The organism is Pantoea trifolii, from assembly GCF_024506435.1.
GTDB classification, from domain to species: domain Bacteria; phylum Pseudomonadota; class Gammaproteobacteria; order Enterobacterales; family Enterobacteriaceae; genus Pantoea; species Pantoea trifolii.
This window is the reverse complement of sequence record NZ_JANIET010000001.1, coordinates 1,131,752-1,155,424: the sequence shown is the minus strand read 5'-3', so window position 1 is coordinate 1,155,424 and position 23,673 is coordinate 1,131,752. Positions and strand designations below refer to the sequence as shown.

24 protein-coding genes and 1 tRNA gene are annotated in these 23,673 nt (G+C 57.2%); 15 read left to right on the top strand and 10 right to left on the bottom strand.

Features of this window, described 5'->3' with window-relative positions; translation table 11 throughout:
- Positions 1 to 73: 73 nt before the first annotated feature.
- Positions 74 to 150: transfer RNA gene (locus NQH49_RS05280), tRNA-Arg, on the bottom strand.
- Between the two features lie 95 nt (positions 151 to 245).
- Positions 246 to 749: a DUF1198 family protein gene (locus NQH49_RS05275; RefSeq protein WP_192236681.1), complete on the bottom strand. Its 504-nt coding sequence runs from the start codon at positions 747 to 749 to the stop codon at positions 246 to 248.
- 175 nt (positions 750 to 924) lie between these two features.
- Here NQH49_RS05275 and folD point away from each other — a divergent pair, with 175 nt between their 5' ends.
- Positions 925 to 1,791 (top strand): bifunctional methylenetetrahydrofolate dehydrogenase/methenyltetrahydrofolate cyclohydrolase FolD, encoded by an 867-nt coding sequence (gene folD / locus NQH49_RS05270; RefSeq protein WP_036648219.1) that lies wholly within the window; start codon positions 925 to 927, stop codon positions 1,789 to 1,791.
- Positions 1,791 to 2,003 carry a ribosome-associated protein YbcJ gene (ybcJ, locus tag NQH49_RS05265; RefSeq protein ID WP_007890771.1) on the top strand — a complete coding sequence of 71 codons (213 nt, stop codon included), beginning with the start codon at positions 1,791 to 1,793 and terminating at the stop codon, positions 2,001 to 2,003. The genes folD and ybcJ overlap by 1 nt, the downstream gene beginning before the upstream one ends.
- 30 nt (positions 2,004 to 2,033) lie before the next feature.
- Here the strand turns inward: ybcJ and NQH49_RS05260 are convergent, their stop codons facing one another.
- Positions 2,034 to 3,122 carry an AAA family ATPase gene (locus NQH49_RS05260; RefSeq protein ID WP_256695848.1) on the bottom strand — a complete coding sequence of 363 codons (1,089 nt, stop codon included), beginning with the start codon at positions 3,120 to 3,122 and terminating at the stop codon, positions 2,034 to 2,036.
- 32 nt (positions 3,123 to 3,154) lie between these two features.
- Complete coding sequence (gene cysS, locus NQH49_RS05255; protein ID WP_256695846.1) at positions 3,155 to 4,540, bottom strand: cysteine--tRNA ligase; 1,386 nt, start codon at positions 4,538 to 4,540, stop codon at positions 3,155 to 3,157.
- A 224-nt stretch (positions 4,541 to 4,764) separates the two neighbouring features.
- Here cysS and ppiB point away from each other — a divergent pair, with 224 nt between their 5' ends.
- The 4 genes from ppiB (at position 4,765) to purK (ending at position 7,677) form a co-directional block, all read left to right on the top strand.
- The gene (ppiB, locus tag NQH49_RS05250; RefSeq protein ID WP_008103818.1) at positions 4,765 to 5,259 is read left to right on the top strand and encodes a peptidylprolyl isomerase B; all 495 of its coding nucleotides are present in this window, start codon (positions 4,765 to 4,767) and stop codon (positions 5,257 to 5,259) included.
- Entirely contained in the window at positions 5,259 to 5,975 is a 717-nt protein-coding gene (lpxH, locus tag NQH49_RS05245) for a UDP-2,3-diacylglucosamine diphosphatase (RefSeq protein ID WP_256695845.1), read from the top strand. The genes ppiB and lpxH overlap by 1 nt, the downstream gene beginning before the upstream one ends.
- Positions 5,976 to 6,106: 131 nt before the next feature.
- Positions 6,107 to 6,616, top strand: coding sequence for a 5-(carboxyamino)imidazole ribonucleotide mutase (purE, locus tag NQH49_RS05240; RefSeq protein WP_256695844.1), 510 nt, complete (start codon positions 6,107 to 6,109; stop codon positions 6,614 to 6,616).
- Positions 6,613 to 7,677: a 5-(carboxyamino)imidazole ribonucleotide synthase gene (purK, locus tag NQH49_RS05235; protein WP_256695843.1), complete on the top strand. Its 1,065-nt coding sequence runs from the start codon at positions 6,613 to 6,615 to the stop codon at positions 7,675 to 7,677. The genes purE and purK overlap by 4 nt, the downstream gene beginning before the upstream one ends.
- 112 nt (positions 7,678 to 7,789) lie before the next feature.
- Here the strand turns inward: purK and NQH49_RS05230 are convergent, their stop codons facing one another.
- The 3 genes from NQH49_RS05230 to ybbA form a co-directional block, all read right to left on the bottom strand.
- Positions 7,790 to 8,533 (bottom strand): class I SAM-dependent methyltransferase, encoded by a 744-nt coding sequence (locus tag NQH49_RS05230; protein WP_256695841.1) that lies wholly within the window; start codon positions 8,531 to 8,533, stop codon positions 7,790 to 7,792.
- Between the two features lie 81 nt (positions 8,534 to 8,614).
- A complete protein-coding gene (gene ybbP, locus NQH49_RS05225; RefSeq protein WP_256695839.1) occupies positions 8,615 to 11,032 on the bottom strand; it encodes a putative ABC transporter permease subunit YbbP in 2,418 nt (805 codons plus the stop codon).
- A complete protein-coding gene (gene ybbA, locus NQH49_RS05220) occupies positions 11,029 to 11,715 on the bottom strand; it encodes a putative ABC transporter ATP-binding protein YbbA (RefSeq protein ID WP_256695838.1) in 687 nt (228 codons plus the stop codon). Before ybbA ends, ybbP begins: the two co-directional genes overlap by 4 nt.
- Here ybbA and tesA point away from each other — a divergent pair.
- The 5 genes from tesA to NQH49_RS05195 all read left to right on the top strand — a co-directional run bounded on the left by tesA (position 11,683) and on the right by NQH49_RS05195 (position 15,484).
- Positions 11,683 to 12,309, top strand: coding sequence for a multifunctional acyl-CoA thioesterase I/protease I/lysophospholipase L1 (gene tesA / locus NQH49_RS05215; RefSeq protein WP_256695837.1), 627 nt, complete (start codon positions 11,683 to 11,685; stop codon positions 12,307 to 12,309). The genes ybbA and tesA overlap by 33 nt on opposite strands.
- Positions 12,310 to 12,340: 31 nt before the next feature.
- Positions 12,341 to 13,114, top strand: a complete 774-nt coding sequence (locus NQH49_RS05210; protein WP_256695836.1) for an SDR family oxidoreductase — start codon at positions 12,341 to 12,343, stop codon at positions 13,112 to 13,114.
- A gap of 79 nt (positions 13,115 to 13,193) precedes the next feature.
- A complete protein-coding gene (locus NQH49_RS05205; RefSeq protein ID WP_008103837.1) occupies positions 13,194 to 14,048 on the top strand; it encodes a co-chaperone YbbN in 855 nt (284 codons plus the stop codon).
- A gap of 63 nt (positions 14,049 to 14,111) precedes the next feature.
- Positions 14,112 to 15,026, top strand: coding sequence for an SPFH domain-containing protein (locus tag NQH49_RS05200; RefSeq protein WP_256695835.1), 915 nt, complete (start codon positions 14,112 to 14,114; stop codon positions 15,024 to 15,026).
- Positions 15,023 to 15,484, top strand: coding sequence for an NfeD family protein (locus NQH49_RS05195; protein WP_008103840.1), 462 nt, complete (start codon positions 15,023 to 15,025; stop codon positions 15,482 to 15,484). Before NQH49_RS05200 ends, NQH49_RS05195 begins: the two co-directional genes overlap by 4 nt.
- On the opposite strand, the gene cueR is transcribed toward NQH49_RS05195, so the two are convergent.
- Positions 15,460 to 15,876 (bottom strand): Cu(I)-responsive transcriptional regulator, encoded by a 417-nt coding sequence (gene cueR / locus NQH49_RS05190; RefSeq protein ID WP_256695834.1) that lies wholly within the window; start codon positions 15,874 to 15,876, stop codon positions 15,460 to 15,462. The genes NQH49_RS05195 and cueR overlap by 25 nt on opposite strands.
- Before the next feature lie 95 nt (positions 15,877 to 15,971).
- Here cueR and copA point away from each other — a divergent pair, with 95 nt between their 5' ends.
- The 3 genes from copA (at position 15,972) to ybaK (ending at position 20,101) form a co-directional block, all read left to right on the top strand.
- Positions 15,972 to 18,482 (top strand): copper-exporting P-type ATPase CopA, encoded by a 2,511-nt coding sequence (gene copA / locus NQH49_RS05185; RefSeq protein ID WP_256695833.1) that lies wholly within the window; start codon positions 15,972 to 15,974, stop codon positions 18,480 to 18,482.
- A gap of 68 nt (positions 18,483 to 18,550) precedes the next feature.
- The gene (locus tag NQH49_RS05180) at positions 18,551 to 19,351 is read left to right on the top strand and encodes a TraB/GumN family protein (RefSeq protein WP_256695832.1); all 801 of its coding nucleotides are present in this window, start codon (positions 18,551 to 18,553) and stop codon (positions 19,349 to 19,351) included.
- A gap of 270 nt (positions 19,352 to 19,621) precedes the next feature.
- The gene (gene ybaK / locus NQH49_RS05175; RefSeq protein WP_256695831.1) at positions 19,622 to 20,101 is read left to right on the top strand and encodes a Cys-tRNA(Pro)/Cys-tRNA(Cys) deacylase YbaK; all 480 of its coding nucleotides are present in this window, start codon (positions 19,622 to 19,624) and stop codon (positions 20,099 to 20,101) included.
- On the opposite strand, the gene NQH49_RS05170 is transcribed toward ybaK, so the two are convergent.
- Positions 20,098 to 20,967, bottom strand: coding sequence for a LysR family transcriptional regulator (locus tag NQH49_RS05170; RefSeq protein ID WP_256695830.1), 870 nt, complete (start codon positions 20,965 to 20,967; stop codon positions 20,098 to 20,100). The two genes, ybaK and NQH49_RS05170, sit on opposite strands and share 4 nt — an antisense overlap.
- A gap of 90 nt (positions 20,968 to 21,057) precedes the next feature.
- Here NQH49_RS05170 and NQH49_RS05165 point away from each other — a divergent pair, with 90 nt between their 5' ends.
- Positions 21,058 to 21,489, top strand: a complete 432-nt coding sequence (locus tag NQH49_RS05165; RefSeq protein ID WP_008103853.1) for a multidrug/biocide efflux PACE transporter — start codon at positions 21,058 to 21,060, stop codon at positions 21,487 to 21,489.
- A 53-nt stretch (positions 21,490 to 21,542) separates the two neighbouring features.
- Here the strand turns inward: NQH49_RS05165 and ushA are convergent, their stop codons facing one another.
- Positions 21,543 to 23,297 carry a bifunctional UDP-sugar hydrolase/5'-nucleotidase UshA gene (ushA, locus tag NQH49_RS05160; protein WP_305961166.1) on the bottom strand — a complete coding sequence of 585 codons (1,755 nt, stop codon included), beginning with the start codon at positions 23,295 to 23,297 and terminating at the stop codon, positions 21,543 to 21,545.
- Positions 23,298 to 23,673: the final 376 nt, after the last annotated feature.

Here is a 23,673-nt window from a genome sequence, read left to right as displayed (position 1 = left end):
GCGAACTGTATGACAAGGATAAACGACGAATGAATTTAAAATAATAAGAGACAAAGATGAGGAGAATTCGGGATGGTACGCCCTACAGGATTCGAACCTGTGACCTACGGCTTAGAAGGCCGGTGCTCTATCCAACTGAGCTAAGGGCGCATAGTGATTGGGTCGGATTATACGTCCAGCGGCTCGCGCGTCAACGTTTTTGCCTCCCACGAGCAGCGGAGTGCTGGCAGATTAACCAAAACCCCTTAATGCCGCTTGCGCCACTCGCTCATCGACACTAGATTTCCGCCCTGCTCCGTTTCGCCTTCCAGCTCAATCCCTTGCTGCGTGAAGTGCGCATTGTACTGGTCGCGCAGCGCATGCAGTTCCTGGCTGTCCGGCTCCAGTTGGCGCAAGAACCCCAACGCCAGCAACAGCTGCTGCCGTGAAATCAACGCTGAAAACCCAGCCCGGCTCAGAATGCCGTGCCAGCGCTGCCTATTTTCGTCGCTGCCATCGACGATCAGCACCTGCCAAATCAGCAGCACCGCCGCGCCATTGTGCAGATGTGTGTCGTTATCGCCCGCGATGTAGTCGGTAAACTCTTTTGCCGCCTCTTTGCCCATCAGCGACAACATCGATTCGATATGCACCGGCGGCAGTTGCAACCGTTTATTGAGCGCCTGTACCGCATGGCGCGAGCTGGCCGTCAGCAGCTGAAAACCTACCACGAACACCACCGCCAGCGTGGCGAGAATTAACCAAATCATCACGTCATCCATCCCATTCACTGCCGGGCATCATAAGCGCTAACGCGGGCGGGCGCCACGGCGAAAAATCGGGAAAGCGGCGTTGATGGCGAATCTCTACCTGACAGCCGCACGCGCTTCTGACAGAATAGGCGCCATCCCCGATCTAACCCTCTACAGATGGATTTCCTCTCTGATGGCAGCAAAAATTATTGACGGTAAAACGATTGCGCAGCAGGTGCGCCTTGAGGTTGCCGAAAAAGTACAGCAGCGTCTGGCGGCCGGAAAACGTGCGCCCGGTTTGGCAGTTGTGCTGGTGGGTGAAAACCCGGCTTCACAGATCTATGTCGCCAGCAAACGTCGTGCTTGTGATGAAGTGGGCTTCATCTCCCGCTCCTACGATCTGCCCGCCACCACCAGCGAAGCCGAACTGCTGGAGCTGATTGATACGCTCAACAACGATAACGATATCGACGGCATTCTGGTGCAGTTGCCGCTGCCAGCTGGCATCGATAACGTCAAAGTGCTGGAGCGCATCGTTCCAGACAAAGACGTGGATGGCTTCCATCCGTACAACGTCGGTCGTCTGTGCCAGCGCGCGCCAAAGCTGCGTCCGTGTACGCCGCGCGGCATCGTCACCTTACTGGAGCGCTACAATATCGATACTTACGGCCTGAACGCCGTGGTGGTTGGCGCATCGAATATCGTTGGCCGTCCGATGAGCATGGAGCTGCTGCTCGCCGGTTGCACCACCACCGTGACGCACCGTTTCACCAAAGATCTGCGTCATCACGTTGAGCACGCCGATCTGCTGGTGGTGGCGGTCGGCAAGCCGGGCTTTATTCCGGGCGACTGGATCAAGCCGGGCGCGGTAGTCATTGATGTGGGTATCAACCGTCTCGACAGCGGCAAAGTGGTCGGCGATGTGGAGTTCGAAGCGGCTGCTGAGCGCGCTTCGTACATCACGCCCGTTCCAGGCGGCGTCGGTCCAATGACGGTCGCTACCCTGATCCAAAACACGCTGACAGCGTGTGAAGAATTTCACGACATTGAGGAGGCATAATGGCCAGTTTTTCTCTCGGTAAACATGCCCACGTTGATTTGTGCGACCTGCTGAAACTCGAAGGTTGGGTGCAAAGCGGTGCGCAGGCGAAAGCCGTGATCGCGGAAGGCGAAGTGCGCGTCGATGGCGCAGTTGAAACGCGTAAGCGCTGCAAGATTGTTGAAGGCCAGAAGGTTGAGTTTGCTGGTTTTAAAATTACGGTTGTAGCGTAGTCATCCGGAAGGTCGCCATGAATGGCGACCTTACAAGACGCGGGTTTCCCCTTCGATTTGCGCCAGCTCGATATGGTTCACCGCCGTATGCTGCGCAATCAGCGTTGCCAGTTTCGGTGAATGGCTGGTGATCCACAGTTGGCTGAACTGGCTGGCTTCGGCAATCAGGCGCGCCAATGCGGGCAACAAATCTTCATGTAAACTGTTCTCCGGTTCATTCAGCGCCATAAACGCCGGCGGACGCGGGCTGAGCAGCGCCACCACCAAACACAAAAAGCGCAACGTGCCATCCGAGAACTCAGCGCTCTCCAGCGGACGCAAAATCCCACGCCGAGACATCAGCATCTGAAAACGCCCGTTCTGCACATCAACGTGAAATTCGGTGTCAGGGAACGCTTCGGCCATCACTTGATGCAGCAATTCGCGATGACCGACTTCATTAATTGTCGCCCACGCGGCAGCTAAATTACTGCCATCATGCGCCAGAATCGGCGCACGCACACCGATCTGCGGTGCCCGAATTGGCGAACCTGGCCACACGGCAAACTCGTGGTAGAAGCGCCATTTCTGCAACCTTTCGCGCACCTGAGAAAGCTCGGGATAAAGATGCGGTTCGCCCAGTTGCCCAAACAGCGACTCTTCCGGGTGCAAAACCGCTGGATAGGTCACGCGTTCACCCTCGACGTTATGCAGAAACGCGGTTTGATTTTGCCGCTGCAAAATGCACGAGGAAGGGCGACGTCGCTGACCACTCATCCAGATGCGCTCCTCTTTCACCAGCGGATCAAGGCTAAAGAGCGTCGGAGACGGCTCAGGAAAACCGATATCGAGCTGATAATCCATATCGTCCATCACCACAGCCATGATCAAACGCTTGGGATCGTGCCGACGATCTCCGCGCCGCAATCCGCCTGCCCACATCGCTTTCTGGATGCCGCCCTCTTCCGCCAGCGCCAACGCTAAGCGTCCGCTCGCCGCTTCATGCAGCAGTCGCACCGCTTTATACAGGTTGGATTTGCCGCAGCCGTTGGGGCCGCTGACCACGTTGAGCTGCTGCAGCGGCAGCGTCAGATCGCGCACCGAGCGGAAGCCGTGAATATGAATCTGTTCAATCGCCATAATAAAAAAGGGCGATTTCTCGCCCTCTCCGGTTATTTGCGTCGCCAGCTGGAACCTTGCGGCCCATCTTCAACGATCACGCCCAACTCATTGAGCTTATCGCGCGCCACATCCGCCTGCGCCCAATCTTTGGCCGCACGCGCGTCGGAACGGGCTTTCACCCAATGCTCGATTTTCGCCACTTCATCGTCATTCACCTGCGCTCCGCTTTGCAGGAACAGCTCGGGATCCTGCTGCAGAATGCCCAGCACGTTAGCGATCTGGCGCAGTTTCGCCGCCAGCGCATCAGCGGAGACTTTGTCTTCGGTCTTCAGACGATTGACTTCACGCGCCATATCGAACAACACCGAATAGGCTTCCGGCGTGTTGAAGTCGTCATCCATCGCGATGCGGAAACGCGCTTCAAACTCTTCGCCACCCGCCGCCGTGGCGTTGGCATCGGTATGACGCAGCGCGGTGTACAAGCGCTCGAGCGCGGCACGCGCCTGATTGAGGTTATCTTCGCCGTAGTTGAGCTGGCTGCGATAGTGGCCCGACATCAGGAAGTAACGCACGGTTTCGGCATCGTAGTGCTGCAACACATCGCGCACGGTGAAGAAGTTATCCAGCGATTTCGACATCTTCTCGCGATCAACCATCACCATGCCGGAGTGCATCCAGTAATTCACATACGGACCATCGTGCGCACAGGTGGATTGCGCCACTTCGTTTTCATGGTGCGGGAACATCAGATCTGAACCGCCGCCATGAATGTCGAAATGGGTGCCAAGCTGTTTGCAGTTCATCGCTGAACATTCGATGTGCCAGCCTGGACGACCGTTGCCCCACGGCGAATTCCACGCCGGTTCGTCGGCTTTAGACATCTTCCACAGCACGAAGTCCATCGGATTGCGCTTCACATCCGCCACTTCGACGCGTGCACCGGCCTGCAGCTGCTCCAGATCCTGACGCGACAGTACGCCGTACTCTTTGTCGCTCATCACGTCGAACATCACGTCGCCGTTGTCCGCCACGTACGCGTGCTTACGCTCAATCAGCCTGCCGACCAGCTCGATAATCTCGTCGATATGGCGGGTGGCGCGCGGCTCCAGATCCGGCGGCAAAATGCCGAGCGCGGCGAAATCGTTGTGCATCTCGGCGATCATGCGGTTGGTCAGCGTTTCAATGCTTTCCCCGTTTTGATTGGCACGTTTGATGATTTTGTCATCGATATCGGTGATGTTACGCACATACTTCAGCTGATAGCCCACGTAACGCAGATAACGCGCCACCACGTCGAATGCCACAAACGTACGCCCATGGCCGATATGACAGAGGTCGTAAACCGTGATACCACACACGTACATACCGATTTGACCGGCATGGATGGGTTTGAATTCCTCTTTCTGTCGACTCAGGGTGTTATAAATCTTTAGCATTGAACGGTTCCGTTTTAATTACGTGTGCGGGATTCGAACATTATAAAAATGTAGCCGGTTATTGTGCCGTATTTTTCTGACTTGTGCATCGCTCGGTTGCCAACTGCCGTCCGGTTACTGACGCGTTATTGGAAATTGTGATATAAGAAGCGTCTACAAAAATGCCTCGCCGCCTTGCTGGCGTGGCAGTTGATACTGACGACAACCTTGACAGGAAGAAAATAATGGTCACTTTCCAGACGAACCATGGCGATATCGTAATTAAAACTTTCGATGACAAAGCGCCGGCTACCGTGAAGAACTTCCTGGAATACTGCGCGGAAGGTTTTTACGATAACACTATCTTCCATCGCGTAATCAACGGTTTCATGATTCAGGGCGGCGGTTTTGAGCCTGGCATGAAGCAGAAAGATACCAAAGCAGACATCCGCAACGAAGCGAACAACGGCCTGAAAAACACCAAAGGCACGCTGGCGATGGCGCGTACTCAGGCGCCACACTCTGCCACTGCCCAGTTCTTCATCAACGTGGCAGACAACGACTTCCTGAACTTCCGTGACGAAAGCCTGCAAGGCTGGGGTTACTGCGTGTTCGCTGAAGTGGTTGAAGGCATGGACGTGGTTGAGAAAATCAAAGCGGTGAAAACCGGCCGCAGCGGCATGCATCAGGACGTTCCGGTTGAAGACGTTGTCATCCAGAAAGTGACTGTTAGCGAGTAATGTCGCGCACGCTGTTTATCGCAGATCTGCATCTGTGTCATGAAGAACCGGCAATTACTGCCGGTTTTCTGCATTTTTTGCAGGGAGAAGCGCGTTCCTGCGATGCGCTTTACATCCTCGGCGATCTGTTTGAAGCCTGGATCGGCGACGACGATCCCAATCCGCTGCATCAGCAAATCGCTGCGGCGCTCAAGGCGCTGCCGGTGCCTAAATTCTTTATCCACGGTAATCGCGATTTCCTGCTCGGCCAGCGTTTTGCACGCGCTTCTGGCATGACGTTGCTGCCGGAAGAAAAGGTGCTCGATCTCTACGGACATCGCGTGTTGATCATGCACGGCGATACCTTGTGCACCGACGATGAAGGTTATCAGCGTTTTCGCGCCAAAGTGCATCAGCGCTGGTTGCAGCGCCTGTTCCTCGCGTTGCCACTGCGTCTGCGCGTGCGCATTGCCGCGCGCATGCGCAATGGCAGCAAGCAGGCGAATCAGCACAAGTCGGTCAGCATCATGGACGTCAATCAGTCCGCAGTGGAAGCCGCGATGACGCGCCAGCAGGTGCCGATTCTGATTCACGGCCACACCCATCGTCCCGCCATTCACACCTTCACGCTGCACGGCAAAAACGCCGAGCGCGCGGTGCTGGGTGCCTGGCATGAGAACGGATCGATGATTCAGCTTGATGCCAACGGCGTCAGCCTGATCGAATTCCCCTTCTGAAATCCGGGCATCAATGCCCGTTTTCCGCCTACGCAACCGTTTTCCTTGCTGCCATCTCATGCTATTCTCTGTGCCCTTCTTCGCCTGCCCGCCCGGCCAGGTTCGTTTGCATATTCACAGGAGTTGACCGCATGTCATCCAACGCCACCCCGGCCCGTATCGCCATTGTCATGGGTTCCAAAAGTGACTGGGCTACCATGCAGTTCGCCGAGGAAATTCTTAACAGCCTGGATGTTCCCTTCCACGTTGAAGTGGTCTCAGCTCACCGTACGCCCGACAAACTGTTCAGCTTCGCGGAAACCGCAGCCGACAACGGTTTTCAGGTGATCATCGCCGGTGCCGGCGGTGCTGCCCATTTGCCGGGCATGCTGGCCGCGAAAACGCTGGTGCCGGTGCTGGGCGTGCCAGTGCAAAGCGCGGCGCTGAGCGGCGTCGATAGCCTCTACTCCATCGTGCAGATGCCGCGCGGTATTCCGGTCGGAACGCTGGCGATTGGTAAAGCCGGTGCCGCTAACGCTGCCCTGCTGGCGGCGCAGATTCTGGCGATCCACGACAGCGCGCTGTCAACGCGCATCGCCAACTGGCGTCAAACGCAGACTGATGAAGTGCTGAACAACCCGGATCCGCGGGAGGAAGCATGAAGCCGGTTTGCGTATTAGGAAATGGTCAGTTAGGCCGCATGCTGCGCCAGGCCGGTGAACCGCTGGGCATCGCGGTGTATCCGGTGGGTCTGGATGCGGAGCCTTCTGCGCTGCCGATCGCCGAAAGCGTGATCACCGCTGAGATTGAGCGCTGGCCGGAAACCGCGTTAACCCGCGAACTGGCGAGCCATCCGGCCTTTGTGAATCGCGATATTTTCCCGCGTCTGGCCGATCGCCTGACGCAAAAACAGCTGCTGGATCAACTGAACCTCGCCACCGCGCCGTGGCAGCTGCTGGCCGATAAAGCCGAGTGGCCGAACGTGTTCAGCAAATTGGGCGAACTGGCGATTGTGAAGCGTCGTACCGGCGGCTATGACGGCCGTGGTCAGTGGCGTTTGCGCGCCAATGAAACCGATGCGCTACCGGATGAGTGCTACGGCGAATGCATCGTTGAGCAGGGCATTAATTTCAGCGGCGAAGTATCGCTGGTCGGCGCGCGCGGACACGATGGCAGCACGGTGTTTTATCCGCTGACGCATAACCTGCATCAGGACGGCATTCTGCGCACCAGCGTGGCGTTCCCGCAGGCCGATGCCAGACAGCAACAGCAGGCGGAAGTGATGCTCAGCGCCATCATGCATGAGCTGAAGTATGTTGGCGTGATGGCGATGGAGTGTTTCATTACGCCAGAGGGTCTGCTGATCAACGAGCTGGCCCCGCGCGTGCACAACAGCGGTCACTGGACGCAGAATGGCGCGTCCATCAGCCAGTTCGAGCTGCATCTGCGTGCGGTGCTGGGTCTGGCGCTTCCCCAGCCGGTGATGTTTGCGCCGTCGGTGATGGTGAATCTGATTGGTACCGATGTGAATCTGGCGTGGCTGCAACAGCCGCTGGTGCATCTGCATTGGTACGACAAAGAGGTGCGCGAAGGCCGCAAGGTTGGGCATCTTAATCTGACCGATAGCGATCGTGGGCGCCTTGCGTCAGCCTTGAATGCGCTGGTGCCGTTGTTGCCGGAAGCGTATGCGAGCGGGATTGCGTGGGCGGTTGAGAAGTTATAGTGCAGCTGTTTTTCCCTCACCCTAGCCCTCTCCCGAAGGGAGAGGGAACCGATCGAGCGAACATCTCCCTCTCCCTGTGGGAGAGGGCCGGGGTGAGGGCATCAGGCCCCCTTTACCCCACCATCTTCATCGCCACATGGCTCCAGCGATTCAGATGCGTAATCTGGAACCCATGCGCACTGAACAATGCATTCAGCGACGCTTCCGAATGAATCGTAATATGTCCGGTGCGCGGCGAAATATACCAGTCCGTCATACCAAGGTGGCTCACTTCGTCGGTGGTCGCTGTGCTGAAGAAAAACACGCCGCCTTGTTTCATAAAGCCTGAAACCTCTGCCAGCGTTTTATGTGGATCGGGCGTGTGCTCAAACACCTCAAAACTGGTCATAAATTCATACGAATTCAGTTCTGGATAATCGCCGGGCACAAATGGATCCCACGCCACCATATCAATGCCCACTTCCTGCATTAAGCGCGCCAGCGTGCCGGTGCCTCCACCGTAATCCAGCATTTTTTTGCCGTGATATTTTTTGAATAACGTCAAAATCAGATCGCGATTTCTCATCGGTCGATTGATCTCATAGTTAGGATCAAACTGCCCGTAATCCTCGTTATACATGTGCTGTGCATAATCCGCTGGCGTCCAGTCATCGCACGCATGGGTATAAACCAAACCACAGGTCTGACATTGATGATAATAAATCGCCACGCCGGTGAGCGGATAAGTGTAACGACTGGCATTTTCCGAATGACAGATGGTATTGAAATCGGTCACACCATACAGCGTGGCTTCGCCCTGGCAGACTTTACAGCAGCCGATTTCAACAACGGATTTGACGATAAGTGGAGATGACATGTTGAGCCTTAAATAAGTCTGGTCTGCTTTCATGAGTCGACTCACACAGACCAGAACTTAAATTAAGACAAATCGTTTTGCTTATCCGGCGCTAAAGCTTCTAAACAGCGCCTTCTGTTTTAATAAACGAATGCCCAGCCAGGCACCGCACAGCGAGAGCAGCAGCGCGCCGCCGATCGGCAAGGCGATCCACAGCGTCCAGTCTGGCTGCCACGGGAAATCGAAGATCTTGCGCTGCAAGCCCCACAGCGCCGCTTCCGCGCCCAGCGCCGCCGCAATCCCCGACACCACGCCAAGCAGCGCAAACTCACACCATAAGGTGCCGCGCAGCAGGCGCTTGCTGGCACCGAGCGTGCGATAGACCACCAACTCCTGCCGACGCTGACGCATGCCGACCTGAATCTGCGCCAGCAGCAGCAGCACGCCACACACCGTGACCAGCACCACCATCACTTCCAGCGCCTGACTCACCTGCGTCAACACCTGGCCGATCTGGCGCATCATGCTGCCGATATCCAACAGGCTCAGCGTCGGGAATGCGCGATTAAGTTGCGCCAGCAGTGCCGGATTGCTCGCCATGCGGAAGCTGGTGAGCCAGGTTTGTGGCTGTTGATCAAGCGCGCCCGGCGGGAAGATAAAGAAGAAATTCGGCCGCAGACTTTCCCAATCTACCTTACGCAAGCTGGTGATTTTGGCGCTGAACTGCTGGGTGTCGCCGCTGAAGGTTAAGGTATCGCCGAGCTTCACGCCCAGACGATCCGCCAGCTCCACTTCCATCGACACTTCACCGGCCTGCGGCGGCCAGTTGCCGGAGATCAGCGGATTGTGATCCGGGCGCTCAGCTTGCCACGTCAGATTGAGTTCGCGATTTAGCGCGTTATCCAGCTTAGGATCGGCCTCTTTGCCGTTCAGTTCGGTCAGGCGCGCACGCACAATCGGATAGAAGGTTTCCGGCTTAAGCTGATGCTCGCTCAGGAAGTCACGCACCAGCGGCACCTGCTCTTTGGTGATGTTCAGCAGGAAATAGTTCGGGCTATCCGGCGGCAATTGTTGTTGCCAGCGATCCAGCAGATCGCCGCGCATCACCAGCAGCAGCGCCAGCAACATAAATGACAGCGAAAACGCCGCCAGTTGGCTGAGCGTCATCGCCGGTTGACGCAGCAGACGGTTAATCGCCAGCCGCAGCGCCAGATTGCGCACCACCAGCCGACGCAGCAGCAGCAAGGTGCCCCAGCCGAGTAACGCCAGCAGCAGCGCAAGCATCACTACACCCGCCAACAGCGCCCACAGCATTTTGCTGCCGCCCATCAGCAACGCCAGCAATACAATCACCACCAGCGCCATCGCGGGTAGATAGATTCGCAGCGGCCAGACGTTCGCCACCGCATCCCGGCGCAGCACGCGCAGCGGTTGCGTCGCCATCAGCAAGCGATACGGACGCAAACCCACCAGCAGCGAAATCACAAACATCGCGCCAATCGCCCACAGCCACGGCCAGAAACTCGCCGCTGGCAGCGCGCCCGGCAGCACCGGTTTCAGCATCAGCAGCAGGATCACTTCAATGCCCTGCCCCAGGGCGCTACCGACTATCGCCGCCAGCAGCAGCACCGCCAGCCATTGACCGATGATCAGCCGCTGCAGCGCCTTGCGCGTTGCGCCCAGCGTTTTCAGCACCGCCACCAAATCGTAGCGGCTGCGGCAGTAATGACTCATCGCCACCGCCACCGCAGCAATCGCCAGCATCAGCGTCAGCAAGGCGGAAAGCAGTAAAAACTGCTGCGCACGCTGCATTGAGCGGCCCAGCGCATCTTCCGAATTCTCCACGCTGATCCAGCGCTGATCGGCTTTTAGCTGCGGCGCGATCCAGCTGTCATAGCGCGCCAGGGGTGCCGGATCGCCGGAGAATTTATAGCGCCAGCTCAGACGACTGCCCGGCTGCACTGCGCCGGTTTTCTCCACGTCAGCCAGATTCATCAGAAGACGCGGCGCGGTCTGGAACGGATTAAAGCCACCATCCGGCTCCTGAATCACTTCACCGGCAATGCGCAGCGTGGTGTCGCCGACATCCACGCTGTCGCCCACTTTCAGATTCAGCAGCGCCAGCAAACGCGGCGCAGCTAACACGGTGCCCGCTTGTGGACGTAAGCCCGGCGGATCGGTTTGCAGCGTACCAAACATCGGATAGGCGTTATCCACCGCTTTAACGTCCGCCAGCTGCGGCGTCTCTTGCGCGAAGGTCATGGTCATAAAGTGCAGCTGGCTGCTGACCGAGAGACCTTCGTCACGCGCTTTGTTAAGCCACGCTTCCGGAGCGGGAGAAGTTGTTCGCAGCGTACGATCGCCCGCCATAAAGTCGCGGCTCTGCTGGCTCAAGCCTTTTTCCATGCGATCGCTGATCGATCCCAGCGCCAGCACGCAGGCCACCGCAAGCGTGAGCGCCATCCAGACAATCAGTAGCGAGGGCGAACGCCACTCGCGCCAGAACCAGCGCCAAATCATGACTCCTCCCACAACTTGCCGTCACGCAGCCGTAAGCGACGGTCGCAGCGCGCCGCCAGTTGTTCATCGTGCGTCACCAGAATCAGCGTGGTGGCAAAATCGCGGTTAAGGGAGAACAGCAGATCGGCAATGCGATCGCCGGTTTTACGATCAAGGTTGCCTGTGGGTTCATCGGCAAACAGCAAACCGGGACGACCACTAAAGGCACGCGCCAGCGCCACACGCTGCTGCTCGCCGCCAGAAAGTTGGGCCGGCAGATGATGCAGACGATCTTTCAAGCCCAATAAAGTAAGCAACTCCACCGATTGCGCACGGCTTTCGCGATCGCTGTCGCCACGCAACAGCGCCGGAAGTTGCACGTTTTCCAGCGCGTTCAGCGTCGGCACCAGCATAAATGATTGAAATACAAAGCCCACTTCGCGCGCGCGCAGTGCCGCACGCTGCTCTTCGTTCATGCTGTGCAGCGGCTGGCCAAGCAGATGCACTTCGCCGCTGCTGCCGTCATCCAGTCCGGCCAGAATGCCCAGCAGCGTGGATTTGCCAGAGCCGGACTCGCCAATCAGGGCGATGGTCTCAGCTGGTTTGACAACCAGCTCAACTCCGGTAAGGATGGTCAGCTGATGCTCTCCCTGACCGACGGACTTAGTAAGATGATGAACTTCAACAATGTTTTCCGCTGGCATTATCCCTTCCTGTTGTTATTGCTTCTGCTGGTGTCCCGACTCGCCGCCGCCGATACCTTGCTGGTACTGGGCGACAGCCTGAGCGCCGGGTATCGCATGTCGGCCACGGCGGCCTGGCCGAACCTGCTGAATAAAGAGTGGCAACAGCAGCCCAAAGTGGTGAACGCCAGCATCAGCGGAGATACCGCAGGACAGGGGCTGGCGCGTTTACCGGGCCTATTAAAACAGCATCAACCCCGCTGGGTGTTAATCGAATTGGGCGGTAACGATGGCCTGCGTGGTTTCCCGCCGCAGAATATCGCCGCCGATCTGACCAAAGTGATCGACGAAGTGAAAGCCGCTAAAGCGCAGCCGCTGCTGATGCAGATTCGTCTGCCGGCTAATTATGGACGTCGTTATACGGAGGCGTTTAGCGCGATCTATCCGCGCCTGGCACAGCAGTACGACATTCCTCTGGTGCCCTTCTTTATGGAGCAGGTCTACCTGAAGCCGGAGTGGATGCAGCAGGATGGAATTCACCCCAATCCGGATGCACAGCCGTTTATCGCCAACCTGATGGCGACCGAACTGGCTCCGTTAGTAAAGCATGATTAATGCAGACGTGTGATTTTTAACGGGTAAAAAAATGCAAAGAACAATTCTCATCACCGGCTGCTCGAGCGGCATTGGATTGGTCGCCGCGAACGACCTTTTATCGCGCGGCTATCGCGTGCTGGCCGCCTGTCGCCGCGCCGACGATGTGGCACGTATGGAAGCGCTGGGATTTATTGGCGTGCAGCTGGATTTGGATGATGCCGCCAGCGTCGATGCCGCCGCCGATCGCGTGCTGGAAATCACCGATCATCGCCTGCACGCGCTGTTTAACAACGGCGGTTTTGGTCAATATGGGCCGCTCAGCAGCGTTACGCGTCAGCAGTTAGAGAAGCAATTTTCCACCAACCTGTTTGGCACTCATCAACTGACCATGCGCCTGCTGCCTGCGCTGCAAGCCAGCGGCAACGGACGCATCGTCAATACCAGCTCGGTGCTGGGACTGATCTCCACGCCAGGACGCGGCGCTTATGCCGCCAGCAAGTGGGCGCTGGAAGCCTGGAGCGATGCGCTGCGTCTCGAAGTGCGCGACTCAGGCGTGCGCGTCAGCCTGATTGAGCCGGGCCCGATCAGCACCCGTTTCACCGATAACGTGCATCAGGGCCAGCAGGATAAACCGGTGCGCAATCCGGGCATCGCCGCGCGTTTTACTCTGCCGCCGGAAGCGATTTTGCCGAAGCTGCGCCACGCGTTAGAGAGCAAACATCCGCGTCTGCGCTATCCGGTGACACTGGTGGCCTGGGCGATGAGTCTGCTGAAACGCCTGCTGCCAGGTTGGATACTGGATCGCATTTTGCGCAGCAACTAAGCTGCAACGCAGAATCAAACTTGAACCGGGGCAGCTTGCCCCCATATCCTCAACACACTTTCTGACAAGAGACGTATTCATGTCACACGCTTTGATTATCGACATCAACGAATCCAACCTGCAGCAGACCTTAGAACAGTCGATGCAGCTGCCGGTGCTGTTTTATTTCTGGTCCGAACGCAGTCAGCACTGTCTGGAACTGACGCCGGTGCTGGATCGCCTGGCGCAGGAGTATGCGGGTCAATTTATTTTGGCGAAGCTGGATTGCGATAAAGAGCAGATGGTGGCATCGCAGTTTGGCCTGCGCTCCATTCCAACCGTTTACCTGTTCCAGAACGGTCAGCCGGTGGACGGCTTCCAGGGACCACAGCCGGAAGAGGCGATTCGCGCCCTGCTGCAAAAAGTGTTGCCGCGTGAAGAAGAAGTTAAAGCGCAGCAGGCGATGCAGCTGATGCACGAAGGCAAGCCGCTGGAAGCGCTGCCGCTGCTGAAAGATGCCTGGCAGCTGAGCAACAAAAACAGCGAAATTGGTTTCCTGCTGGCGGAAGTGCTGATCACCCTGAACCGCAGCGACGAAGCAGAAACCGTGCTGGATGCGGTGCCGTTGCAGGATCAGGACACGCGCTATCAGAGCCTGGTTTCACAAATCGACCTGTTAAAACAGGCCGCCGATACACCAGAAATTCAGCTGTTGCAGGAGCAGTTAGCCAGCGATCCAACCAATGCCGAGCTGGCTGCTAAACTGTCGTTACAGCTGCATCAGGTTGGCCGCAATGAGGAAGCGCTGGAGTTGTTGTTCAGCTTCCTGAAAAGCGATCTCAGCGTCGGTGACGGCCAGGTGCGTAAAATGTTCCAGGAGATTTTGGCCGCACTCGGCACCGGCGACACCCTCGCCACGCGCTATCGCCGCCAGCTTTACTCGCTGCTGTACTGATCGGTACCGCGCGTTAAACGGGCCGAACGACTCGGCCCGACAATCTGACAGCCAGGAGGTTATATGTTAACGGTCATTCCCGTCATCATTGTGCTCGCACTCGTTACCGTGTGGGCCGGTGTAAAAATTGTTCCACAAGGCTATCAGTGGACGGTAGAACGCTTTGGCCGTTATACCAAAACGCTGGAGCCCGGCCTCAATCTGCTTGTACCGTTCATGGATCGTATTGGTCGCAAAATCAATATGATGGAGCAGGTACTCGACATCCCTTCCCAGGAAATCATCTCTAAAGACAACGCCAACGTCACTATTGATGCAGTGTGCTTTATCCAGGTTGTCGATCCGGCGCGCGCCGCCTATGAAGTCAGCAATCTTGAACTCTCGATCCTCAATCTGACCATGACCAACATCCGCACCGTGCTCGGCAGCATGGAGCTGGATGAGATGCTGTCGCAGCGCGACAACATCAACACGCGTCTGCTGCATATCGTCGATGAAGCCACCAATCCGTGGGGCGTGAAAATTACCCGTATCGAAATTCGTGACGTGCGCCCGCCGCAGGAATTGATCGCCGCGATGAACGCGCAGATGAAGGCGGAACGTACCAAACGCGCCGATATCCTTGCCGCCGAAGGCGTACGTCAGGCGGCGATTTTGCGCGCCGAAGGTGAAAAGCAGTCGCAGATCCTCAAAGCCGAAGGTGAACGCACCTCCGCCTTCCTGCAAGCCGAAGCCCGTGAGCGTCAGGCGGAAGCGGAAGCCACGGCGACGCGCATGGTTTCTGAGGCTATAGCCGCCGGCGATATTCAGGCGGTGAACTACTTCGTGGCGCAGAAATACACCGACGCGCTGCAAAAAATTGGCGAAGCCAACAACAGCAAAGTGGTGATGATGCCGCTGGATGCGAGCAGCCTGCTCGGTTCAATTGCCGGTATCAGTGAGTTACTGAAGGAGAGCCGAACGGAGCGCCGACCATGATCCTGATGGAGTTGATTGCGCATCCACACTGGTTCTGGCTGACGTTGGGCGGCCTGCTGCTGGCCGCCGAAATGCTCGGCACCAGCGGTTATCTGCTGTGGAGTGGCTTGGCCGCCGTCGCGGTGGCGCTGATCGAATGGTTGTTTCCCATTTCATGGACCAGCCAGGGCATTGTGTTTGCGGTGATGACGCTGCTCAGCGCGTTTTTCTGGCATCGCTGGATGCGCTATCGCGAATCGTCGCAGGTCGCCAACACGCTTAACCAACGCGGCAATCAGTTAATGGGCATGCAGCTGACGCTGGATAACGCGCTGAAAAATGGCCTTGGTCACGTGCGCATCGGCGACAGCAGCTGGCGCGTGCAGGCGGATAGCGATCTGCCGGCAGGTACGCCAGTGATTGTCACCGGCGTGGTCGGCATTACGCTGATGATTCAGCCGCGCTTTCCATCGGCGTGATGGCAGCAAGCGGCAAGGTGATTGATGATTGGGCACTCGGCGCTGTCATCGCCCGGGCAAGCCTCCGCCAGCTCCAGTAAGCGCGCGCGCATCGCATGTAACTCTTCGATGTGCGCAGCAATCTCGTCGGCTTTCTGCAAGGTGCGCGCTTTCACATCGGCGCTGTGGCGCGCGGGATCGTTGAACAGCGTCACCAGTTCACGGCACTCTTCCAGCGTAAATCCCACCTGACGCGCCTGACGCAGCAGATTCAGCTCATCAATATGGTGCGCTGCGTAATGACGATAACCATTGTCACTGCGCGAGGGCGGCGTCACTACGCCCTTCTCTTCGTAGAAGCGAATCGCTTTGCTGGTGAGTCCGGTTTTTTTTGCCACATCGCTGATGTTCATTTTTCCCCCTTGACCTTCCATTCAGGGGAAGGTTTAGGCTTTAGTTCTAATGCAAATTTTGCATGCAGTCAAAATCATTACCTGAGGAGTTCACTATGTCACACACCCAATTGCTGGCGCTGGACGGCTTGTCCTGCGGCCACTGTGTTAAACGCGTAAAAGAAGCGCTGGAGCAGCGCAGCGATGTTGAACAAGCCGACGTCACGCAGCAAGAAGCGCGCGTCACCGGCGCAGCGAGCGCCAGCGATTTGATCGCCACGGTTGAACAAGCCGGTTATCACGCCGTACTGAAAGACGACGCAACCAGCCCAAAGCCTGATCCGTTGACAGCTACAGAGCCGCCGCCGGAGGCGCTGACAACGGAGTCGCAACCGGCACCCTCCACTGAAGCGGTGCATCACTTACTGATTGGCGGCATGAGCTGCGCCAGCTGTGTGAGTCGCGTGGAACAGGCGCTGCAAAAGGTGCCGGGCGTCAGCCAGGCACGCGTCAATCTCGGTGAACGCAGCGCGCTAATATTGGGCGATGCAAGCGCTGAAGCGTTGGTGAACGCTGTCGATCAAGCCGGTTATTCCGCCGAAGTGATCGATGATGAACAAACCCGGCGCGAGCGCCAGCAGGTCAGCGCGCAGCACGCCATGCGCCGCTTTAGCTGGCAATCGGCGCTGGCGTTGCTGCTCGGCGTGCCGATGATGATTTGGGGCATGCTCGGCGACAACATGATGCTGAGCGCAGATAACCAAACGCTGTGGCGCACGCTCGGCGTCATCACCTTGCTGGTGATGGTGATTGCCGGTGGGCATTTCTACCGCAGCGCATGGCGCAGTTTGCGTCACGGCACCGCCACCATGGACACGCTGGTGTCGCTGGGAACCGGCGCGGCGTGGCTCTACTCGATGAGCGTCGCCCTGTGGCCCGAATTCTTCCCGCATCAGGCGCGTCATCTCTATTTCGAAGCCAGCGTGATGATCGTTGGCCTGATCAATCTTGGCCACGCGCTGGAGCAGCGCGCACGCCAGCGCGCCTCGAAGGCGCTGGAACGTCTGCTGGATTTAACCCCGGCGCAGGCGCGGGTCATCAGCGATCAGGGTGAAACGCTGCTGCCACTTAGCGAGGTTGAGTCCGGCATGACGCTGAAACTGGTCACCGGCGATCGCGTACCGGTGGACGGTAACGTTGCCAGCGGCGAAGCCTGGCTGGATGAAGCGATGCTGACCGGTGAAGCGGTACCGCAGGCCAAACAACCGGGCGATAAAATTTTTGCCGGTACGCTGGTGCAAGACGGCACGCTGCACTTTGTGGCGCGCGCCACCGGCAGCCACACCACGCTGGCGCGCATCATCAATTTGGTGCGTCAGGCGCAAAGCAGCAAACCGGATATTGGCCGGCTGGCCGACCGTATCTCCGCGGTGTTTGTACCGGTGGTGGTGGCGATCGCGCTGCTAAGTGGTTTGATTTGGTATCTGGCGGGTCCGCAGCCGCAGCTGGCTTACATGCTGGTGATTGTCACGACGGTACTGATCATCGCCTGCCCTTGCGCTTTGGGTTTAGCCACGCCGATGTCGGTGATTGCGGGCGTCGGACGCGCCGCAGAGCTGGGCGTGCTGGTGCGTGACGCCGATGCGCTTCAGCGGGCCAGCGAAGTCGATACCATTGTGTTTGATAAAACCGGCACCCTGACGCGCGGCACGCCGCAGGTTAGCGATGTAGTGCTGTATGGTGACTGGAATCGAGAACAGGTGCTGAGCGCGGCGGCGCAGATGGAGCAAGGCTCCAGCCATCCGCTGGCTAAAGCCATTCTCGATGCTGCGCCCGCGGTGAACGCCGAAGCGGTTAAGCAATTTCGTACAATACGCGGCAAAGGCATCAGCGCTACAGTGGCCGACAGAACGCTACTGCTGGGAAATCAGGCGCTGCTGGATGAGCAGCAGATTGATTATCGCGCCGCGCAGGCCGACATCGAACGCTTCGCGGCACAAGGCGCAACGCCGGTGCTGCTGGCCGATAATCAGCAGCTACTGGGATTGATCGCGCTGCGTGACAGCTTGCGTCCGGAGAGCAAAGCGGCGCTGCAGCGTCTGCATCAGCAAGGTTATCTCCTGATTATGCTGACCGGCGATCACCAGAAAACCGCGCAGGCGATTGCCGCCGAAGCCGGTATTGATGAAGTGATTGCCGGCGTGTTGCCGGATGGCAAAGCGCAGGCGATTACGAAATTGCAGCAGCAAGGTCGCAAAGTGGTGATGGTCGGCGATGGCATCAATGATGCGCCCGCGCTGGCACAAGCCGATGTCGGCATTGCCATGGGCGGCGGCAGCGATGTGGCAGTAGAAACCGCCGCCATGACGTTGATGCGAAACGATCTGCACTGCGTCGCCGATGCGCTGTCGATCTCCAGCGCCACACTGCGCAATATGCGGCAAAACCTGTTGGGTGCCTTTATTTATAACAGCCTGGGGATTCCAATTGCGGCGGGCGTGCTCTATCCATTTACCGGCATGCTGCTGAGCCCGATTGTCGCGGGCGCGGCGATGGCGCTGTCATCAATTACCGTGGTGAGCAACGCTAACCGTTTGTTGCGCTTCAAGCCCGCGCAACGGCAATAGCCATTACAGCCCTGTTTTTCATCGGATGAAATCGCTAGCATGGTTTTTTGCCTTAAAAAGGACAGGGAATGAGACACGGTCTGTGGCACAGCATCCAACAACGGATCGCGACCCTTTTCCCGGCCAGCTACAGCTGGCCGGCGATGGATATTCAGCTGGGCGATCGTCGTTTGCATCTGGCGGGCAGCATTCACATGGGCACGCGCGATATGCAGCCGCTGCCTGCCGGGCTGTTGCGCCAGCTGCATAAAGCCGATGCGCTGATTGTCGAAGCCGATATCACACAAGGCGGATCGCCGTTCAGCAATGATGATGAACATCCGCCGCTGGCCATGCGGCTCGACGACGAGGTGCTACAGCGTCTGCAGGCCTTATGCGATGAACTTTCGCTGTCATTGAGCCTGTTCGATACGCTGCCGTTCTGGCAGATCGCGCTGATGTTGCAGGCGCAACAGGCGCAGCGGCTGGGATTGCGTCCGCAGTTTGGTATCGATTATCAGCTGTTGCAGGCGGCCAAAGCAGCCAACAAACGCGTTATCGAGCTGGAAGGTCCGGAAACGCAGATCGCCCTGCTGAAATCGCTGCCGCAGGATGGTTTGCCGCTGTTGCTGGATACGCTGGAGCACTGGCATACCAACGCACGTCTGCTGCAAACCATGATCAGCTGGTGGCTGGATGCGCCGCCCACCCAGCAACCCGTGGCGTTGCCCACCACTTTTAGCAGTGAATTGAACGACACATTGATGCGCAACCGAAATCAGCACTGGCGCGAGTTGCTGCTGGCGTTACCGAAAGGACGTTATGTGGTGGCGGTGGGTGCGCTGCACCTGTATGGCGATGATAATTTGCCGGATTTGCTTAGGGGTTAACGTATTGGTCGCCATAAATGGCGGCCCTACAAAAACGCACCAAACATCCGTAGGGTCGCCATTAATGGCGACCTACATTCCAGATGTGCTCAAAATACAAAAAAAGAAGGCCAATAATTATATTGGCCCGTCAAAGAGGAATTTGTTTATGATTTTGGTTATCACCAACAATCTCTTGCTGGCGCGGGCCAATTCTCGCGCAAAGTTCAGAATTTCGCCACTGTTTTTCCATTAAAACGGAAATAAGAATTTTCCTAACAAGGACCGATCATGACGCCTGCGGTAAAACTTCTGGAAAAACAAAAAGTCACCTTTACCCTGCATCCGTACGACCACGATAGCCATGAAACCAATTTTGGTGACGAAGCAGTACGTAAGCTGAATCTCGATGCACGTCAGGTGTTCAAAACCTTGCTGGTGTCGCTCAACGGCGATGCCAAAGCGCTGGCGGTTGCGGTGACGCCAGTCTCAACCCAGCTGGATCTCAAAAAGGTCGCCAAAGCGCTGGGCGCGAAGAAAGCGGATATGGCCGATCCGCAGCTGGCACAGCGCGTGACCGGTTATCTGGTGGGCGGCATCAGCCCGTTAGGACAGAAAAAACGTCTGCCAACGGTGATCGATCAGCAAGCGGCCGAATTTGCCACCATCTTTATCTCCGGCGGCAAACGCGGCTTGGATCTGGAGTTGGCCGCACACGATTTGTCTCGCCTGCTGGACGCGCCGCTGGCCGACATCGCGCGGCGCGATTAATCGGGCTGCTGAGCGCAAAGTTGATCGATCATCCAGCGCCCGGCCGGTCCCGGCGGATTACGTCGCGACCACACCACATCAACCGCAATACGCTGCGGCCAGCCCGGCACCGGCAACTCCTTTAGCACCTGATGCCCAAACTGCTCCACCAGCCAGCGCGGCAATATACTCCAGCCAAAACCCTGCTCCGCCATCTCAAGTAAAAGTAAGTAAGACGGAGCGGCCCACACGCGTCCCGCTGGCAGCGGATCGTGGTTTTGTACCCAGGTATTAAGCCGCAGATGCCGTAGCTCGCCCAACTGCCCTTCACTGACCTGATCCAGCTGGGAAAAAGCATGATTCTGATGCAGATAGATCGCCATCTGCGCGCCAACCTGCAAGCGCGCCACTGCCAAATCCGGCGGCAGTTGCGGCTGCGCACGCACCACACCAAGATGCACGCGTCCGGCTTGTATCAAATCTAATGCATCCGCATCCTCGGCGATCATGCACTCGAACTCGATATCTGGATAACGAGCCTCAAACCGGTTAAGGAGATTTTCATGGTGATCGGCCTGCCAAAAATCGGAAATCGCCATGCTGAGACGCGGCTCAACACCCTGCGACAAGCGCACTGCCAGCTCATCCAGCCGCTGGCTCGCCGCCAAAATCTGCTGCACCTGCGCCAGCGCACGTTGACCTTGCTCAGTCAGTACCGGCTGACGGCCGCTGCGATCAAACAGCGTGAAACCGAGATCATCTTCCAGATTCGCGATCGCGCTACTGATGGTGGACTGGCTTTTGCCCAACGCACGCGCTGCCGCTGAAAAGGATCCGCTGGCCACGGTTTGCACAAATGCCTCAAGGGATTCCGGGGAATACTTCATGGTGAACCATCGCTTTTATCGATAGGTGATCATTTTATCTTAGCATCACACAGTGCGAAAATGCGTGTTGTCACCAATAAGGAGGTTTATATGCGTACCCGTTCGCTGAAAGAACGTTTTTGTCATGCCGCAGGCTTTGAGGGGTTGGCACTTATCACTGTTGCACCGCTGGCTGCCTGGATCATGGAGAAACCGCTGTTTCAGATGGGCGCGCTGGCGATTATGCTGTCGACCGTCGCCATGCTGTGGAACATGATCTATAACAGCGGTTTTGATCGCATCTGGCCGCCGCAGGTTAAACGCGGATTCGGTTTGCGCGCGATGCATGCGCTGGGCTTTGAAGGCGGGTTTATCCTGATTGGCTTGCCGATTGCCGCCTGGATGCTGAATATTTCGTTGCTGGAAGCCTTTGTGCTGGAAGTGGCGTTCTTCCTGTTCTTCCTGCCCTACACCATGGTTTACAACTGGATGTGGGATAAGTTGCGCCACCGTTGGGTGACGCAGAAATCCTGTCAGGCTTGAGGCGCTCATTTCGAAAGAGGTCGCCATGAATGGCGACCCTACGTGCGCAGAGTTCAATGTTGCTGTGCAGCGCGCGGCCAGATCCATGCCAGAATCATTTGTGGATAGCTTGGCTTGCGTTGCTTCTCCTGCGCTTTGTTGCGCTCTTCAATTTGCGCCGCCGTCAGGTGCACAATCCTACTCGGTTGATAATCACTCACCTTTAACGGTGAATGCTGGCTGACATAGTCACGCAGCACATCCGCATCGCGCTGCCCGCTGTTGCTGAAGCCAGCATGGGTTTCAATATTCGGATAGCCGTCGCCGCCGCTGGCGTTAAAGCTGTTGGTCGCCATGCGGTAGGTTTTATCCTTTTGCAGCGGTTCGCCATTAATCTTCACGTCGCTGACGCCCTTGCCATCCGCCACCAGACTGATGTTGCTGAACTGCGCGAAGCCGCCGGAATCCACTTTGATATTGGCTACCGTCGCCAGATAACTCAGCAGCTCATTGCCGCTCAGCGTAACAGAGACCACCTGATTGCCGAACGGCTGCACCTGCAGCAAATCGCGCCAGCTGAGATTGCCCTGCGCCAGCGACGTACGAATGCCGCCGCCGCTCATCACCGCAAAGTCCGCTTTGGTCGCCGCCATTTGCGCGCGCAAAATCAGCTGCCCAAGATTGGTCTGCTCGAAGCGTACTTTGTCGCGCTCGCCAACAAACACGCCATCGCTGCTGCCGACTTTGACGTCCAGCTGCTTGCCGGCACGCAGCTGGAAAGGCGTTAACAGCTTCATCATCGCGCTGTTCGGCGGGATCTCTTCCTGCCAGGTGAGCCAGGATTCGCTGCCATCAAGATTCTTCACTTTGTGCTTGAGGTTAACCGGGATTAGCTGGTAATTCTCCAGCGTCAGCTCGCCATTGCGGAAGGTGAAGTCGCCGCGTCCAACAAATTTGCCCCACTCTTTCGCCTGCATGATCCACACACCGTTTTGACGATCCGGCTGGCAAGGCTGGCCCGGCTGATAATCTTTTACGCTGACGTTCTCTTTCTCCATGCACACCGCATCCTGTGAATGGCCACCAATGATCACGTTGATGGTGCCCGGCGGCAGGCTGCGCGCCAGCTCCACGTCACCCGGCGCATTGCTGCCGTGCTTGCCATCGTCGTAATGGCCCATGTGCGTCAGCGCGATGATCACGTCAGGCTTTTCGCTGGCGCGTAATTCCGCCACCGCTTTCTCGGTCTCTTTCACCGGATCGCGAATATCAATGGTCGCAATATTTTCTGGATTGGCGATACGTAGCGTGTCGGTGGTGGTCAGGCCGATCACCGCAATCTTCAGCCCCATGCGGTTAAAGGTCGCCCACGGCTTAAATAAGCGTGTGTCGGTGCCTTTTTGATAGATGTTGGCCGAAAGGAAAGGGAATTTGGCCCACTTCTGCTGCTTTTGCAGCACGCTAAGTGGTTTGTCGAATTCGTGATTGCCCAGCGCCATGGCGTCATAACCCACCAGGTTCATGCCGCGAATATCGGGTTCAGCATCCAGCATGTCTGACTCGGGTACACCGGTGTTCACATCGCCTGCCGACAGGATCAGCGCGCCGCCGCCTTTGGCCTGCACATCGTAGCGCTGTTGATCCATCAGGGTTTTCTGCGCGGCGAGGCCATATTCGCCCTGCGCGTTGGTCCAGTAGCGACCGTGATGATCGTTGGTATGCAGAATACTAAAACGATAACTGCGATCCGTTTGCCACGCCTGCGCCAGCATCGGCAGCAGTAACACTGTCAGCGCCAGCCAGCGCCCCTTTCGCGGTGATAAAAACAAAGCCGATCTCCTTATTCTGCGTTTTTCCACTTTGCGGTGGACTTAATGTGCGTTATCGCCCTTCTGTTTCGCACAGATGGCTGGCTAACTCAAGATGAAACTGGCAAAGCATCAATCAAACAAGCTGCATAACCGTCAGGCGCTTCATTGGATAACCCAATTCTACGCCTGGCGGCGACTTTATCGACTTAGGACCGCTTTAACCGCAACAACACCTGCTGCGAAGCCAGTTTCCCGTCGCAACTATTTTTCCGCGCCACTCTTCATTCTGCGTATTTCCAGCCGATATAGTGAGATAACTGACGAAAATGGAGCTTCAGCTGCGTTTTAGTCTCATTTTTTCAATTTAGTGCGTTTTTACCGCTCAAATGTTTAA

Coding starts and splice junctions, on each gene's coding strand:
- NQH49_RS05275 (WP_192236681.1), bottom strand. CDS start 749: ATGATTTGGTTAATTCTCGCCACGCTGGCGGTGGTGTTCGTGGTAGGT.
- folD (WP_036648219.1), top strand. CDS start 925: ATGGCAGCAAAAATTATTGACGGTAAAACGATTGCGCAGCAGGTGCGC.
- ybcJ (WP_007890771.1), top strand. CDS start 1,791: ATGGCCAGTTTTTCTCTCGGTAAACATGCCCACGTTGATTTGTGCGAC.
- NQH49_RS05260 (WP_256695848.1), bottom strand. CDS start 3,122: ATGGCGATTGAACAGATTCATATTCACGGCTTCCGCTCGGTGCGCGAT.
- cysS (WP_256695846.1), bottom strand. CDS start 4,540: ATGCTAAAGATTTATAACACCCTGAGTCGACAGAAAGAGGAATTCAAA.
- ppiB (WP_008103818.1), top strand. CDS start 4,765: ATGGTCACTTTCCAGACGAACCATGGCGATATCGTAATTAAAACTTTC.
- lpxH (WP_256695845.1), top strand. CDS start 5,259: ATGTCGCGCACGCTGTTTATCGCAGATCTGCATCTGTGTCATGAAGAA.
- purE (WP_256695844.1), top strand. CDS start 6,107: ATGTCATCCAACGCCACCCCGGCCCGTATCGCCATTGTCATGGGTTCC.
- purK (WP_256695843.1), top strand. CDS start 6,613: ATGAAGCCGGTTTGCGTATTAGGAAATGGTCAGTTAGGCCGCATGCTG.
- NQH49_RS05230 (WP_256695841.1), bottom strand. CDS start 8,533: ATGTCATCTCCACTTATCGTCAAATCCGTTGTTGAAATCGGCTGCTGT.
- ybbP (WP_256695839.1), bottom strand. CDS start 11,032: ATGATTTGGCGCTGGTTCTGGCGCGAGTGGCGTTCGCCCTCGCTACTG.
- tesA (WP_256695837.1), top strand. CDS start 11,683: ATGATGAACTTCAACAATGTTTTCCGCTGGCATTATCCCTTCCTGTTG.
- ybbA (WP_256695838.1), bottom strand. CDS start 11,715: ATGCCAGCGGAAAACATTGTTGAAGTTCATCATCTTACTAAGTCCGTC.
- NQH49_RS05210 (WP_256695836.1), top strand. CDS start 12,341: ATGCAAAGAACAATTCTCATCACCGGCTGCTCGAGCGGCATTGGATTG.
- NQH49_RS05205 (WP_008103837.1), top strand. CDS start 13,194: ATGTCACACGCTTTGATTATCGACATCAACGAATCCAACCTGCAGCAG.
- NQH49_RS05200 (WP_256695835.1), top strand. CDS start 14,112: ATGTTAACGGTCATTCCCGTCATCATTGTGCTCGCACTCGTTACCGTG.
- NQH49_RS05195 (WP_008103840.1), top strand. CDS start 15,023: ATGATCCTGATGGAGTTGATTGCGCATCCACACTGGTTCTGGCTGACG.
- cueR (WP_256695834.1), bottom strand. CDS start 15,876: ATGAACATCAGCGATGTGGCAAAAAAAACCGGACTCACCAGCAAAGCG.
- copA (WP_256695833.1), top strand. CDS start 15,972: ATGTCACACACCCAATTGCTGGCGCTGGACGGCTTGTCCTGCGGCCAC.
- NQH49_RS05180 (WP_256695832.1), top strand. CDS start 18,551: ATGAGACACGGTCTGTGGCACAGCATCCAACAACGGATCGCGACCCTT.
- ybaK (WP_256695831.1), top strand. CDS start 19,622: ATGACGCCTGCGGTAAAACTTCTGGAAAAACAAAAAGTCACCTTTACC.
- NQH49_RS05170 (WP_256695830.1), bottom strand. CDS start 20,967: ATGAAGTATTCCCCGGAATCCCTTGAGGCATTTGTGCAAACCGTGGCC.
- NQH49_RS05165 (WP_008103853.1), top strand. CDS start 21,058: ATGCGTACCCGTTCGCTGAAAGAACGTTTTTGTCATGCCGCAGGCTTT.